This is a genomic window from Rhodoblastus acidophilus, assembly GCF_025961575.1.
In the GTDB taxonomy this organism is placed as follows: domain Bacteria; phylum Pseudomonadota; class Alphaproteobacteria; order Rhizobiales; family Beijerinckiaceae; genus Rhodoblastus; species Rhodoblastus acidophilus_C.
The window spans coordinates 177,578-191,252 of the sequence record NZ_JAOQNX010000003.1; the positions used below are offsets into that span (position 1 = coordinate 177,578).

At 66.2% G+C, this 13,675-nt stretch carries 13 protein-coding genes; 5 read left to right on the top strand and 8 right to left on the bottom strand.

Annotated elements, in window-relative coordinates:
* Together M2320_RS03190 and katG are read right to left on the bottom strand one after the other, a co-directional pair.
* Entirely contained in the window at positions 1-1,497 is a 1,497-nt protein-coding gene (locus M2320_RS03190) for a replicative DNA helicase (protein ID WP_264596056.1), read from the bottom strand.
* A gap of 315 nt (positions 1,498-1,812) precedes the next feature.
* Positions 1,813-3,987: a catalase/peroxidase HPI gene (gene katG / locus M2320_RS03195; protein WP_264596057.1), complete on the bottom strand. Its 2,175-nt coding sequence runs from the start codon at positions 3,985-3,987 to the stop codon at positions 1,813-1,815.
* A gap of 89 nt (positions 3,988-4,076) precedes the next feature.
* Between katG and M2320_RS03200 the strand changes: the two genes are divergently transcribed.
* The 3 genes from M2320_RS03200 (at position 4,077) to M2320_RS03210 (ending at position 5,618) form a co-directional block, all read left to right on the top strand.
* The gene (locus M2320_RS03200) at positions 4,077-4,883 is read left to right on the top strand and encodes an XdhC family protein (RefSeq protein ID WP_264596058.1); all 807 of its coding nucleotides are present in this window, start codon (positions 4,077-4,079) and stop codon (positions 4,881-4,883) included.
* 88 nt (positions 4,884-4,971) lie between these two features.
* Positions 4,972-5,229, top strand: coding sequence for a hypothetical protein (locus M2320_RS03205; RefSeq protein ID WP_264596059.1), 258 nt, complete (start codon positions 4,972-4,974; stop codon positions 5,227-5,229).
* Positions 5,230-5,330: 101 nt separating this feature from the next.
* The gene (locus M2320_RS03210) at positions 5,331-5,618 is read left to right on the top strand and encodes an acylphosphatase (RefSeq protein ID WP_264596060.1); all 288 of its coding nucleotides are present in this window, start codon (positions 5,331-5,333) and stop codon (positions 5,616-5,618) included.
* A 19-nt stretch (positions 5,619-5,637) separates the two neighbouring features.
* Here M2320_RS03210 and M2320_RS03215 read toward each other — a convergent pair whose 3' ends face one another.
* Complete coding sequence (locus M2320_RS03215) at positions 5,638-6,480, bottom strand: fumarylacetoacetate hydrolase family protein (RefSeq protein ID WP_264596061.1); 843 nt, start codon at positions 6,478-6,480, stop codon at positions 5,638-5,640.
* Between the two features lie 176 nt (positions 6,481-6,656).
* Here M2320_RS03215 and M2320_RS03220 point away from each other — a divergent pair, with 176 nt between their 5' ends.
* Positions 6,657-7,178, top strand: a complete 522-nt coding sequence (locus M2320_RS03220) for a hypothetical protein (RefSeq protein ID WP_264596062.1) — start codon at positions 6,657-6,659, stop codon at positions 7,176-7,178.
* Between the two features lie 186 nt (positions 7,179-7,364).
* Here M2320_RS03220 and rplI read toward each other — a convergent pair whose 3' ends face one another.
* The 4 genes from rplI to rpsF all read right to left on the bottom strand — a co-directional run bounded on the left by rplI (position 7,365) and on the right by rpsF (position 9,815).
* Positions 7,365-7,931, bottom strand: a complete 567-nt coding sequence (gene rplI / locus M2320_RS03225; protein ID WP_184425831.1) for a 50S ribosomal protein L9 — start codon at positions 7,929-7,931, stop codon at positions 7,365-7,367.
* A 1-nt stretch (position 7,932) separates the two neighbouring features.
* Positions 7,933-8,973 carry a hypothetical protein gene (locus tag M2320_RS03230; protein WP_264596063.1) on the bottom strand — a complete coding sequence of 347 codons (1,041 nt, stop codon included), beginning with the start codon at positions 8,971-8,973 and terminating at the stop codon, positions 7,933-7,935.
* A 162-nt stretch (positions 8,974-9,135) separates the two neighbouring features.
* Positions 9,136-9,381 carry a 30S ribosomal protein S18 gene (gene rpsR, locus M2320_RS03235; RefSeq protein ID WP_155445588.1) on the bottom strand — a complete coding sequence of 82 codons (246 nt, stop codon included), beginning with the start codon at positions 9,379-9,381 and terminating at the stop codon, positions 9,136-9,138.
* Entirely contained in the window at positions 9,381-9,815 is a 435-nt protein-coding gene (rpsF, locus tag M2320_RS03240) for a 30S ribosomal protein S6 (protein ID WP_264596064.1), read from the bottom strand. The genes rpsR and rpsF overlap by 1 nt, the downstream gene beginning before the upstream one ends.
* A 425-nt stretch (positions 9,816-10,240) precedes the next feature.
* Between rpsF and M2320_RS03245 the strand changes: the two genes are divergently transcribed.
* Entirely contained in the window at positions 10,241-10,975 is a 735-nt protein-coding gene (locus M2320_RS03245) for an outer membrane protein (RefSeq protein WP_264596065.1), read from the top strand.
* Between the two features lie 90 nt (positions 10,976-11,065).
* On the opposite strand, the gene M2320_RS03250 is transcribed toward M2320_RS03245, so the two are convergent.
* Positions 11,066-13,405, bottom strand: coding sequence for a putative bifunctional diguanylate cyclase/phosphodiesterase (locus M2320_RS03250; protein ID WP_264596066.1), 2,340 nt, complete (start codon positions 13,403-13,405; stop codon positions 11,066-11,068).
* Positions 13,406-13,675 lie beyond the last annotated feature (270 nt).

Sequence of the window (13,675 nt, forward strand, 5' to 3'; positions counted from 1 at the left end):
TCACATATGCGCCGGCAGGTGGTCGTCCGTCGCCAGATCGCTGAAGCGTGTATATTCGCCTTCGAAGGCGAGTTCCACCGTTCCGGTGGGGCCGTGGCGCTGCTTGCCGATGATCACCTCCGCCTTGCCGTGGGCGCGCTCCATTTCGCTCATCCATTGCTGGAATTCCGGCGTGCCCTCGCGCGGCTGCTTGTTCTTCAGATAATATTCCTCGCGATAGACGAAGATGACCACGTCGGCGTCTTGTTCGATCGAGCCGGATTCGCGCAGGTCGGACAATTGCGGGCGCTTGTCGTCGCGCGCCTCCACCTGACGCGACAATTGCGACAGGGCGATGATGGGAACGTTCAGCTCCTTCGCCAGGGCCTTCATTCCGGTGGTGATTTCGGTCAGCTCCTGCACGCGGTTGTCGCTGCGCGATTTCGAGCCGGACAGCAGTTGCAGATAGTCGACGACCAGCAGGTCCAGGCCGCGCTGGCGTTTTAAGCGCCTTGCGCGCGCGGTGAGCTGGGCGATGGAAATGCCGCCGGTGTGGTCGATGTAGAACGGGATCGACTGCATGTCGCGGGCGGCGCCGGAAATGCGGTGGAACTCGCCCTCGGTGATATCGCCGCGCCGGATCTTGTAGCCGGGCACCTGCGCCTGCTCGGCGATGATACGGGTGGCGAGCTGTTCGCTCGACATTTCGAGAGAGAAGAAGCCGCAGATGCCGCCGTTGACCGTCGCGACCTGCCCATTGTCCTGGGTTTCGCCGCGATAAGCCTTGGCGACGTTGAAGGCGATGTTGGTGGCGAGCGCGGTCTTGCCCATGCCGGGACGGCCGGCGACAATGATCAAGTCCGAGGGCTGCAAGCCGCCCATCATGCGGTCGAGGTCGCGCATGCCGGTGGACACGCCGGACAGACCGCCCTCGCGCTCCCAGGCTTTGGCCGCCATGTCCACGGCGGCGGTGAGCGCCTCGGAGAATTTGTGGAATCCGCCTTCGTAGCGGCCGGTCTCGGCGATGGCGTAGAGTTTGCGTTCCGCCTCCTCGATTTGCGCGCGGGGCGAGGAGTCCACATCGGCCTCGTAAGCCGTGTTGACCACATCCTCGCCGATGTTGATCAGCTGTCGGCGCACGGCGAGGTCGTGGATGGCGTGGCCGTAATCGACCGCATTGATGATGGTGGTGGCTTCCGCCGCGAGACGGGCCAGATATTGCGGGGCGGTCATGGCCCCGCCGAGGTCGATCTCGCCCAAAAAGGTTTTGAGCGTGACCGGGGTGGCGAGCTTTCCGGCGCGGATCAGCTGGCCCGCGATCTCGTAGATGCGGCGGTGCAGGTCTTCGGAAAAATGCTCGGGCTTCAGAAAATCGGAAACGCGGTCGAAGGCGTCATTGTTGACCAGGATGGCGCCGAGCAGCGCCTGTTCGGCCTCGATATTGGCGGGCGGCGTGCGGAAATTTTGCTCGGAAGCCGGTACGAGAGCGCGATCATAGACTTTTTCCAGCGCCGCCATCGGCAAAAACCTCCTCTGGCCGAGCGGTGAGGCCGCCCGGCGCGAATCGCGCAATTATAATGCTGTGAGCGCCGGCTCTGTCCGGCGGGAGGGTGTTTTCGCATGAGCGCGGCGAAAATGGAAAATGAATCGTTATGCGCGCGCCCGCATCCCCGTCATCCACAGGCGCGCAAAATCGAGTCGGGAATCCGCTTGACCGTGTTTTCGGGGGAACGCGCCCGTGGACTGCCCCCGCCCTTCGAGACGGCCCCTGGCGGGGCCTCCTCAGGGTGAGGGCTACAGGATTTTTCGTCTGAGGCGGCGAAGCGGCGCCGCTCAGATATGCCGGCCGAGCTCGTAGCGGTCGGCCATCATCACCTTGGTCCAGGCGGCGACGAAGTCCCGCACGAATTTTTCGTGGGCGTCGGCGCAGCCATAGACCTCGGCCAAAGCGCGCAGTTCCGAATGCGAGCCAAAGATCAGGTCGACGCGGGTCGCCGTCCATTTGGGCTGCTTGGTCTTGCGGTCGCGGCCGGCATAGCTGTTTTCGCCGGTCGCCTCCCATTCCGTCGCCATGTCCAGAAGATTGACGAAGAAATCATTGGTCAGTTGGCCGGGGCGGTCGGTGAAGACGCCGTGTTTCGACACGCCGGCTTCCAGCACGCGCAAGCCCCCGACCAGCACGGTCATTTCGGGACCGGTGAGGGTCAGCAGTTGCGCGCGGTCGATGAGGGCTTCTTCCGGCGCCATCAGATTGCCGCGCACATAATAATTGCGGAACCCGTCCGCCCAAGGCTCGAGCGCCTTGAAGGATTCAGCGTCGGTCTGCGCTTCGGTGGCGTCCATGCGTCCCGGCGTGAACGGGACTTTTGTCGCCACCCCGGCGTCGCCAGCGGCTTTTTCGACGCCTGCACAGCCGGCGAGCACGATCAGATCGGCCAGCGACACTTTTTTCCCGTCCTCGGCGGAAGCGTTGAAGTCCTGCTGGATTGCTGCAAGCTTTTGCAGCACCTGGGCGAGTTCGGGCGGGTTGTTGACCTCCCAGTCCTTTTGCGGCGCCAGGCGGATGCGCGCGCCATTGGCGCCGCCGCGCTTGTCGGAGCCGCGAAACGTGGAGGCGGAGGCCCAGGCGGTGGAGACCAATTGCTTGACGCTCAGACCGGCGGCCAGAACGCTTTGCTTGAGCGCCTCGATGTCGCGCGCGTCGATCAGCGGGTGATCGACCGGCGGGATCGGGTCCTGCCAGATCAGGATTTCCGACGGGACCAGTTTGCCCAGATAGCGCGCCCGCGGCCCCATGTCGCGATGGGTCAGCTTGAACCAGGCGCGTGCGAAGGAATCAGCGAATTTTTCCGGGTTTTGGTGGAAGTCGCGCGAAATCTTTTCATAGGCCGGGTCGAAGCGCAGCGACAAATCGGTGGTGAGCATGCGCGGGCGATGTTTTTTTGTGGGATCGTGCGCGTCCGGCACATCGGCCGGGGCGTCCTTCGCCTCCCATTGCCACGCGCCCGCCGGGCTCTTGGTCAGCTCCCATTCGAAGTTGAACAGATTGTCGAAGAAATAATTGCTCCAGCGGGTGGGAGTCTGGGTCCAGATCACTTCGGGGCCGCCGGTGATCGCGTCGGCGCCAAGGCCCGTGCCGAACTTGCTGCGCCAGCCCAGGCCCTGGTCCTCGATCTCGCCGCCTTCCGGCTCCGCGCCGATCAGCGAGGGGTCGCCGGCCCCGTGGGTCTTGCCAAAAGTGTGGCCGCCGGCGATCAGCGCGACGGTCTCCTCGTCGTTCATCGCCATGCGGGCAAAGGTTTCGCGGATGTCGTGGGCCGCCGCGACAGGATCGGGCTTGCCATTGGGGCCCTCGGGATTGACATAGATCAGGCCCATTTGCACGGCGGCGAGAGGGTTGGACAGTTGGCGTTCGCCGCTGTAGCGCTCGTCGCCGAGCCACGAGCCTTCCGGGCCCCAGTAGAGTTCCTCGGGTTCCCATGTGTCGACGCGCCCGCCGGCGAAACCGAAGGTCTTGAAGCCCATCGACTCCAAAGCGACATTGCCGACGAGGACGAAAAGGTCGGCCCAGGACAGACGCTTGCCGTATTTCTGCTTGATCGGCCACAGCAGTCGCCGCGCCTTGTCGAGATTGGCGTTGTCCGGCCAGGAGTTGAGCGGCGCGAAACGCTGCTGGCCGCCGCCGGCGCCGCCGCGTCCGTCGGCGATGCGATAGGTGCCGGCGCTATGCCAGGCCATGCGGATGAACAGGCCGCCGTAATGGCCGAAATCGGCCGGCCACCAGTCCTGCGACTGCGTCATCAGCGCGCGCAGGTCGGCGATCACCGCGTCGAGATCGAGTTGTTCGAACTCTTTTTTGTAATCGAAACTTTCGCCCATGGGATTGGAGCGGGGCGAGTGCTGGTAAAGCATCTGCAGGCTGAGGCGGTTGGGCCACCAGTCCTTGTTGCCCCTGCCGGCGCGTCCATGCATGGGGCACTGACCCGGGTTGTCCGTTGCAACATTCATGTCTTTCTCCCTGAGGTCGCGCGTTTTGAAGACATATGTATGCGGCTCGGCCGTTCACAATGTTTGAAAGACAAAGCTCAAGTAAGTTTGTGCCGTTCAAGCAATCACGAAGTTTTGATGGGCGCATCAAGCTCGCGCTGCGGCGGCTTCGCTCCCATTTCAACGCGATGGGGGCGCCAAAGGACATTGTCGATCTCGTTGGCGCGGTCACATCCGACGCCGAAGCGATCGCGGTCGCGACCGTGGTCCGCTCGGTGCGGGGCAGAGCGCCTTTCGCCGGGGCGCGCGCCGTCATCGCGGCGGACGGATTTACCGGCTGGCTGTCCGGCCCCGCCGGCCGCGATGTGTTTCGCGCCGCCAAGAAGACCCTGGAGGACGGACGACCGCTGCTGCTGCGGACGCGAACGAAAGCAGGCGCGCTGGACCTGCTGGTCGAGCCGCTGCTGCCGCGCCCGAATTTGGTGATCGCCGGCGCCGCGCTGGTCGCCGTGGCCCTCGCCGATCTGGCGCGCCGCCTGGGATTTTTCGTCACGATCTGCGCGCCCGAAAAAGACCACGCCAGCTTTGCCGAAGCCGACCGCCTCGTGGACGGTTTTGCCCCGCCCGGGGATTTGTTAGGCGATCTCTATATCGTCGCCACCCAGGGCGCAGAGGCGGCGCTGCCGGCGCTGGCGCGGCTTCCCGCTCGTTATCTGGCGGTGGTGGGGCCGCGCCGTCGCCTTGCGGCGTTGAAGAGGTCTCTGGCGCGCGACGGGGTCGTCCCGGCTGTGCTGGACACGATCCGCTCGCCCGCCGGGCTGGACATCGGCGCGGTCACGCCCGAGGAAATCGCCCTTGCGATCCTGGCCGAAATGGTCGCCATTCGGCGCAAGGGCCAGCGCATCCGCGCGAGATAGGCCGCCGTTCCGCCTTAATTGACTTGCGTCATGGACTTTCTTGCGCACCGCGCTAGCATGGCGCGGTCATGCCACGAGGAGGTCCGAAGTGCACCAACACGCCAAGAAAATCCTGCACGCCTTCTTCGCGCATCCGATCGCTCACAACATCGACTTCAAGGACGCCGAACACGCCCTGACGGCGCTGGGGGGCGAATTCGAGGCCAAGAGCGGCAACAAGGTCGAGCTGACGCTCCAAGGCAAGAAGATCACGCTGCATCGCCACCACACCTTGAGCAAGGAAGACGTGGTCCAGGTGCGCAAGTTTCTGGAGAGCTGCGGAATGACGGGCGAAGCCTTCGCCTGAGCGCACTGGCTTTTTGGTTTGACGCATTTTCTTCACGCGAACCGGCACCCACTTCGCTCGAAAATGCTCTAGCGCCGCGCTGCGCCTGAAAGGGGTTTGTCGTGTCGGAGACCTTGCGCGTGATTGTCGAGGGCCGCGTCCAGGGCGTCGGCTATCGCGAGTTCGTGCGCCGGGCGGCGGCGCGCAACCAGATCACCGGCTGGGTGCGCAACCGCGCTGACGGCGCCGTGGAAGCGCTGATCAGCGGCGACGCCGAAAACGTGGCGGCTGTGCTGCTGGAGATGCGCGCGGGACCGCCGCTCTCCGCCGTGATCGACCTGCGCACGGAGCCGGTCGATGCGGCGGAGGCGGAGACGCTGGTCGCGTTCCGCGTGCTGCGCGGCGCCTAAAACCCGCCCGCAGCCTGAACTACTGCGCCCGCACGCGCTGGGTTTGCGTTCCCAGGCCTTGGACCTCGACCGTCACCACGTCGCCGGGTTTCAGATAGACCGGCGGCTTCATGCCCATGCCGACGCCGGCGGGCGTGCCGGTGATCAGCACGTCGCCGGGCATGAGGCGCAGAAAACCGCTGACATAGGAGATCAGCCGCGCCACCGGGAAAATCATGTCGGAGGTGTGGCCGTCCTGGCGGCTCTCCCCGTTCACCGACAGTTTGACGAACAGCGCCTGCGGGTCGGGGATTTCGTCTTTCGTCACCAGCCAGGGGCCGAGCGGGCCGAAGCTGGGCGAACTCTTGCCCTTCACCCATTGTCCGCCGCGCCGCGTCTGAAAGTCGCGCTCCGACACGTCATTGACAGTGAGATAGCCGGCGACATGTTTCAAGGCCTCGGCTTCCCCGATCTGGTAAGCCGCGCGGCCGATCACCACGCCAAGCTCGGCCTCCCAGTCCACCGATTCGGAGCCGCGCGGGATGATGATGTCGTCGTTCGGCCCCGACAGGCTGGAGGTCGCCTTGGTGAACAGGATGGGTTCTTCGGGGATCGCCATGCCGGATTCGTGCGCGTGCTGGCGATAGTTCAGGCCGATGGCGTGAATCTGGCCAATGCCCGCGACGGGCGGGCCCAGCCGGGGTTGGCCTTCGACCTGCGGCAGCGAGTCGACACGCACGCCCGCGAGCCTCGCCAGCCCCTCCGGCGAGATTTGCGCCGGGCCGAGGTCCGGGATGACGCCGGAGAGATCACGGATTCGGCCGTGAGCATCCAGAAGGCCCGGCTTTTCCTCGCCGGTGGGCCCGTAACGCAGCAGTTTCATGCGAGTCTCCTTTCGCGCAGAATGGCGCCGGCGCCGTCCCGCGCAAGCTTTGCGCGCGCAAGCGCCCGTTGGCGCTTGGGAAAGCCGCCGGACCCCGCCATTGCGCGACCGCCGATTCACCCGCGAGTCCGGGCGCGCCATAGTGGGGTCGGGGCCAGACGATTCGGGATCGAGCCATGGATGTCACGCGGCGCATGGTTCTGAAAAGTTTGGGTCTGGGCGCTGCGGCCGCCATCGTCCCTGACGTCGCGGCGACGGCGGGCGGCATGCTGCTGCTTCGCGCCGAAAAATACCGGCTGGGCGATCTCGGCGCCGCCGATTTCGACTGGGTCGAGAGCTGCCTGATCTTTTCCGAATGGCATGTCGACGCCTCCGGCGCCGAAATTTTCATCCGCCACCGCCTGAGCGGGCTCGCCTATCTGCTGGACCGAACCGCCATGGGACGGCAACTGATCGGAATCGCCCCGGACTCCTGTCCGGGACGTCTGGCCTGCGATCCAGATGGCGTCGTCGGCCATGCCGCCATGTGGGCGCTGCTGCGGGGGCTTGGCGTCGCCCGGGCGCGGCGCTGGCCGCGCACAAAACCGTTCGTGCTGGTCCACCAGATGTTCTCCGCCCATCCGTTCGTCGATCCGATCCTGCGTGAAGCCGGTCCGATTCCGATCCGGCTGTATCCGCTGGACGCGGCGGAGGCGTGAACCTGCGCCCCTGCGTTAAGCGAAAGAGGCGCAGCCGCTAGACGGCGATGGATCACCTTCGCGGCGGCGCCAGAAGCGGCAAGCATGTCTATGCCGAACTGTTGCGCGGAAAAGCAGGCGATCGCGTGAGGACAAAAAACGGGGCGCGACGCGCCCCGTTCGTTCGATCCTGAGAGATCGGGAAAATCAGAGTTCCACGTCGGGGCCGGCTTCCGCCAGCGCCGCGCCAACTTCCAGGCCGAGGTCGGCCAGAGTGGTCTCTTCGCGCACCACCGCCGATTCGCCCTTGGCCTGACGCTCGGCCTCTTCGGCGGAGCGGGCGACGTTCACCTCGATGGTGATGTCCACTTCCGGATGCAGGTGCACCGGCACCTTGTGCAGGCCGAGGGTCTTGATCGGCGCGTTGAGCACGATCTGCTGGCGCTCGATGGTGAAGCCGCCGGCGGTGGCGGCGTCGGCGATGTCGCGCGGGGCGACTGAGCCATAGAGATGGCCGGCTTCGCCCGCCTGGCGCAGGATCACGAACACCTGGCCGTTGAGCTTCTCGCCCACGGCGGCCGCTTCCGACTTGCGCTCGAGGTTGCGGGCTTCGAGCTGGGCGCGCTGGCCATCAAAATGCTTCTTGTTGTTTTCGGTGGCGCGCAGAGCCTTGCCGCGCGGCAGCAGGAAATTGCGGGCGTAGCCGTCGCGCACGCGCACGACTTCGCCCATCTGGCCGAGCTTGGCGACCCGTTCAAGCAGAATGACTTCCATTTTACTCTCCTGTTTTTTCGGTATTTGCGATTTTTGCGCGCGCGGCTTTGCGCGCGCGCAGGGACAGAGCGGACTCGGCGAGTCCGAACACGACAAGGGCGACCAGCAGCGGCGGCGCGACGGCCACGCCGACCAGAGTCACGGAATAGACCGAGGCCAGAATGGCGCCGCGCTGGCTGTGGCCGCGGGTGAGCGCGTGCGCCGTGGCCAACCCTTGCAGGGCGAGGGCCACGCCGGCGCTTGCGGCGAAGGCGCCGGCGAAGACGGCGACGGACTCGCCGGCAAAGCAGAGGCCGAGGGCGACGAGGAAGGCCAGGCCGAGGCCGCGCGGCAGCACGGTCGTTTCCGGCAGCGGCGGCCAGGGGCGGCCGAGCCGGCCGGAAATGTCGATGGCGCGGGCGGCGAGCCAGAGATTGAAGGCGAGCAGCAGCGTCTGCGAGGCCGCGACCGCGCCCGGGAAGCTGAGCACGACGATCTTCTTCGCCTGGGTCAGGTCGAGATCGGGCGCGACCTTGGCGAGTTTCTTCAGGGTCGGGTCAAGCGCCGGGCCATATTCGGCGAGCGCCGCGTCAAGCGCCGCGTGAAAACCGCCTTCGCTCCAGATCAGCGCGCCCGTCAGGGTCCAGGCCGCGCAGGCGGAGACCAGCACGGCGCCGCCGAGCAGGGCGCCGGGCGACAAGTGAAAATTGAGAACTCTTGGCGACGAATCGGGGGCGTCGTCGGGCGATTGAAGCCGATAGGTCCAGCCCGCCAGCAGGCCCAGCAAAAAGCCGGGGACGCCGAAGCCGAGGAAGAAGGCGAGTCCGAGCAGGGGTTCGCCGGCATAGGCCAGGAACAGCGCGCCGGCGCCGGCGCCGGTGAGCGCGGCGAGGGCGGAGAAGCCGATGGCGCCGATGAGAAGAGGCAGGATGCAGACATAGGCCAGCGCCATGGCGAGCCCGGTCCCCCGCGTCGAAGCGGCGAACAGCAGGGCGCTGGCGAGGCCGGCGCCGAAGCCGACCAGGCGGTCGGACCAGTCTGTCGGAGGGTTGTTGTCGTTCATGCCTGCGCTGTCCCGGTTTGCCCGGTTAGAGGCGGGTCGAGCCCGCCCCAGCTATCAGGCGCCGGATGGTCCGGCGTCTGAATGATGTCGTGGACCGCCCCCGCCCTTCGAGACGGCGCTTTCAGCGCCTCCTCAGGGTGAGGGCTACTGTTGCGTCGTTGATTACACGATCACGTAGGGCAGCAGGCCCAAGAATCGGGCGCGCTTGATGGCCTGGGCCAGTTCGCGCTGCTTCTTGGCGGAAACCGCGGTGATGCGCGAGGGCACGATCTTGCCGCGCTCGGAAATGTAGCGCGACAGCAGACGGGTGTCCTTGTAGTCGATCTTGGGCGCGTTCGGGCCCGAGAACGGGCAGGTCTTGCGGCGGCGGAAGAAGGGGCGGCGAGCGCCGGCGGCGGCGGTGGACATTAGAAAGCTCCTCCTTCGGCGGCGTCTTCACGGCGCGGGCGCGGCGCGCGGCCGCTGGGCAGGCGGGGGCCGCGATCCGGGCGGTCGCCGCGCTCGCGGTTCTCGTCGTCGTCACGCTTGCGCAGCATGGCGGACGGGCCGTCTTCCAGCGCCTCGACCTTGATGGTGAGGTTGCGCAGCACGTCTTCGTTGATCGACCACTGACGCTCGGCTTCGGCCAGGGCGGCCGGGGGCGCGTCGACGTTGATCAGGGTGAAATGCGCCTTGCGGTTCTTCTTGATGCGGTAGGCCAGGGACTTGACGCCCCAATATTCGACCTTGCCGACGGTTCCGCCGAGGCTGGCGATGGTGGCCTTGAACTGCTCGTTGAGGGCCTCGACCTGTTGGGCGGTGAGGTCCTGGCGAGCAAGGTAGATGTGCTCGTAAAGAGCCATTGGGATACCTTTCTCTGTTGCTTCATGGTCCGGCGCGGAGCCCTTCGAGCCCGGAGAAAGGCCCGACAGACTTAGCAATCGAAGGCGGGAACACGGGAAGGACGGCCCTAAGGCCAGCCGAAATCGGCCCTCCGTTCAGCCCCCGGCCGAAACATGAAGGGGCGCTTATAGGGGAAATTTCGGGGATTGCAAGCGGAACCGGTTTTTTGCGGTCGATGCGGGCGGCGCGGCGCCTCGCCCCCGCGCCGCCCTAACAGCGACGCTTAAGTATTTGCGCAGTGATTACGTAGAACCGCTGAGACGGAAAAACAACATAATCATGAATAGTGGTTTATGCCGCTTGTGTGAACACGATTCGTGAGGTTATTTCAAAGTATAGAATGCACACACACCGCATTCTTGGCGAACTTCAGGAAGGGTTTCCGATGCAAAAGGTTCTTCTCTCGACCGTCGCCGTCCTGGCGATGGCCGGCTCGGCTTTCGCAGCCGATCTGCCTTCGACCAAGGCTCCGCCGCCGGTCTATGCGCCGCCGCCGCCGGTCTTCACCTGGACGGGTTTTTATATCGGCGTGGAAGGCGGCGGCGATTTCCGCAACTACCATGACAACTGGACCGGCAACGGCATCTACAAGGACGCCGGCCTGGTCGGCGGCGTGCTCGGCTACAACTGGCAGGTCAACCAGTTCGTCTTCGGCCTCGAAGGCGACGCGGCGGCCGTGCTCGGCGGCAATCGCGCCTATGCCTATAACGACAATTTCGGCGGCGTGGTCACCGTCTATAACAACACGCTCAATTCCAATTACGCCGCCGCCATCCGCGGCCGCCTCGGCTTCGCCGCCTGGGAGCGCGCGCTACTCTATGTGGCGGGCGGCGTCGCCTTCGGCGATGTCAAGGTCGGCTATGACAATGGCGTCCTGCTGCCGACGTCCTACACCACCTCCCGCACCGGCTGGACCATCGGCGCGGGCGTCGATTACGCCTTCACCCCGAACTGGATCACCCGCATCGAATATCGTTACGTCGATCTCGGCACGGGCGGCTATTACAATTACGGGACCTTCGTCAACGACGGCATCCGCGTAACCTCGAACCAGGTTCTGGGCGCCGTCATCTACAAGTTCGGCGGCCCCGCCGCCGAGCCGGTCGTCGCCAAATATTGAGCGGCCCTGGCGCTCCGGTCCGGGCGAGCGGGGCGCCGATTTTCTTGCGGAACGTTCGACTTCACCCGGTCGCCAGCGGCCGGGTTTTTTCTAAGCTGTTTTCTGCTCGTCCGGGCGCTGGGTGCCCGCCCGCTCGGCGATTTCCTTGAGCAGCATCACGCCGATCTCCTGCGCCGGCGCCGGCCGGCTGAAATAGAACCCCTGCGCGCCTGACACGCCGAGCGCGCGAAGCGTGGAGAGCTGTTGCGCGGTTTCGACGCCCTCGGCCACCACCGTCATGTTCAGGTCGGCGCCGATGGCGTTGACGGCGCGGATGATGCTCACCGCCTTGGAATTGCGCGCCGACGTCATGTCGCGAATAAAACTCTGGTCCACCTTCACCTTGTCGAAGGTGAAATCGTTGAGATAGCTCAGCGAGGAATAGCCGGTGCCGAAATCGTCCAGCGCGATGTGCACGCCGAGCGCGTGCAGGCGGTTGAGTTTGTGCAGGACTTCGACGTGATTGCCGATCAGGATGGATTCGGTGATCTCCAGCTCCAGGCGCTCGGGGGCGAGGCCGGTCCGCTCCAGCGCGCCGCGCACGGTCGCCTCGAGGTCGCCGCCGTCGAACTGCAGGGCCGACAGGTTCACGGCGATGCGCACATCGGCGGGCCAGGCGAGAGCGTCGCGGCAGGCGCTTTCCAGCACATAGGCGCCGATTTCGATGATCGCGCCGATCTCCTCGGCGATGGGAATGAATTCGGCCGGCGACACCGCGCCGAATTCCGGATGGGTCCAGCGCAGCAGCGCCTCGACCGCCATCACCCGCCCGCCATTGAGGTCGACGATCGGCTGGTAGGCCAGGGTGAGCTGATTCTGGCCGAGCGCGTCGCGAAGCGCCGCGCCCAGCCGGCGCCGGCGGCGCACGGCGACCGCCATGTCCTCGACAAAGAATTTGACCGCGCCGCGTCCGGAGGCCTTGGCGTCGTAGAGCGCCATATCGGCGGCCTTGAGCAGGGTCGAGGCCTTGGCGTCCGGAGCGTCGTCGGGAAAGATCGCCGCGCCGATGCTGGCGCCGATGCGGACGGTCTTGCCTTCGATCTGGCAGGGGGCGCCGAGCGCGCGCACCAGCGCCGCGCCGATCTTGGTCACGGTCTCGCGCCGCGCGGCTTCGAGCAGCACGACGAATTCGTCGCCGCCGAACCGGGCGACGAAGCCCCGGGCGCCGATCACCTCGCGCATCCGCGACGCCGCCTCGGTGAGCAGGAGGTCGCCGACGTGATGGCCGTGGGCGTCGTTGACCTCCTTGAAGCGGTCGAGATCGATGGACATCAGCGCGAAGCCGTCGCCGCCCGCCGCCGTGGCGATGGTCTTGTCGAGCATTTCCGCGAGGAAGGCGCGATTGGCGAGGCCGGTGACCGGATCGAACCGCGCCATGCGCTGGATGTTCTGCTCGGCCTCGTGTTCGGCGGTGACGTCGGCGACGGTGATCACCGCGCCCTGCGCCGCGATCTGGCGGGAGAAGGCGAGGATGCGGCCGTCCGTCAGCCGCCATTGCCCCTCCGAGCCTCCGTCGCCGTCGAAGAACTCGATCAGCGCCGCCCGCGCGTGGTCGCCGGTCAGGCGCGGCGCGATCAGCGCGCCGACCAGCCGGCGGACGCCCAGGCCGATCGGCGTGCCCGGAAGGTCGAACATTTCGGCGAAGATCTGGTTCGATACCTGAACCCGCTGGCCTCGGTCGATCATCAGCAGGCCCTGCGCCATATTGTTCAGGGCCGTGTCGAGTTTTTGCGCGGCGTCCTCGGCGCGGCTGCGGGCGAGCAGCATCGACACCATCGTGCCGTGCAGCGAGCGCGTGGTGTCGCGCAAATGGCGGAAGAGGACCAGGCTCAGCGCGATGGACAGATAGGCGTTGGCGCCGCCGGTGAGCAGCATGGCCGCGCAGAAGCCGAGGCTTATGACGCTGGTCTGGAGGAGGACGGCGCGCGGCGACCCACAGGAGCGCGCCGGCGAGCTGACCAGGAAGATCAGCACGGCGGCGACGACCAGAAGCCGAAACGGTTCGCCGCCTGGGAGAACCAGAACCAGCCCTTGCACCAGCGCCAGCGCCGCGCTGAACAGGCCGGCGCCCCAGATATAGCGCATCTCCTCGGCCTCGACCTGTCCGGTCGTCGCCAGCGCGTCGGCGCGCCTGTCGCTGATCGTCCGCCAGCAGGAGAGTTCGACGGTCGCCCGGAACACGCTCGCCGCCATCAGCAGCCCGCTGCTCACGCGGATCGCGGAGTCCTCGGCGCGGAGCATGATGAAGGCGCCGAGCAGCGCATAGGCGGAGACATTGGCCGCATTGCGCGCGGCGCCTTCGAACAGGGAGACGATCAGCGCCCGATAGACGGGCGGCGGCAAATCCCGATCCCGCCCTAAATTGCTGGAGAATCTGAAAAAGGCGCTCATGCGAATCCGAATGCTCGTCGCCCCGGCGGGCGCTGCGGGGCTTCCGACATGAAGCGCGACAGGCGGGACTTTGCCCGGCGCCGCGGCGATCCTCATGATTGCGCGGCGCTTTCAGGCGACACTGTGCTCAACAGGTGAAGATTGCGTGTACAGCGCCGCGCGCAGGCGCATGGCGCGCGCATCGCGCTCGCGCGCGGGCGTCGCCGGGCCGCCCCTTGCGGCAATCCGGCCCGGGTTGCGCGCCTTGACAGGCGCGGCGGCGGGCGCCAA

What these genes read in the sequence shown, in the direction of transcription:
- M2320_RS03190 (WP_264596056.1), bottom strand. Translation starts at nt 1,497, where the DNA reads ATGGCGGCGCTGGAAAAAGTCTATGATCGCGCTCTCGTACCGGCTTCC.
- katG (WP_264596057.1), bottom strand. Translation starts at nt 3,987, where the DNA reads ATGAATGTTGCAACGGACAACCCGGGTCAGTGCCCCATGCATGGACGC.
- M2320_RS03215 (WP_264596061.1), bottom strand. Translation starts at nt 6,480, where the DNA reads ATGAAACTGCTGCGTTACGGGCCCACCGGCGAGGAAAAGCCGGGCCTT.
- M2320_RS03220 (WP_264596062.1), top strand. Translation starts at nt 6,657, where the DNA reads ATGGATGTCACGCGGCGCATGGTTCTGAAAAGTTTGGGTCTGGGCGCT.
- rplI (WP_184425831.1), bottom strand. Translation starts at nt 7,931, where the DNA reads ATGGAAGTCATTCTGCTTGAACGGGTCGCCAAGCTCGGCCAGATGGGC.
- M2320_RS03230 (WP_264596063.1), bottom strand. Translation starts at nt 8,973, where the DNA reads ATGAACGACAACAACCCTCCGACAGACTGGTCCGACCGCCTGGTCGGC.
- rpsR (WP_155445588.1), bottom strand. Translation starts at nt 9,381, where the DNA reads ATGTCCACCGCCGCCGCCGGCGCTCGCCGCCCCTTCTTCCGCCGCCGC.
- rpsF (WP_264596064.1), bottom strand. Translation starts at nt 9,815, where the DNA reads ATGGCTCTTTACGAGCACATCTACCTTGCTCGCCAGGACCTCACCGCC.
- M2320_RS03245 (WP_264596065.1), top strand. Translation starts at nt 10,241, where the DNA reads ATGCAAAAGGTTCTTCTCTCGACCGTCGCCGTCCTGGCGATGGCCGGC.
- M2320_RS03250 (WP_264596066.1), bottom strand. Translation starts at nt 13,405, where the DNA reads ATGAGCGCCTTTTTCAGATTCTCCAGCAATTTAGGGCGGGATCGGGAT.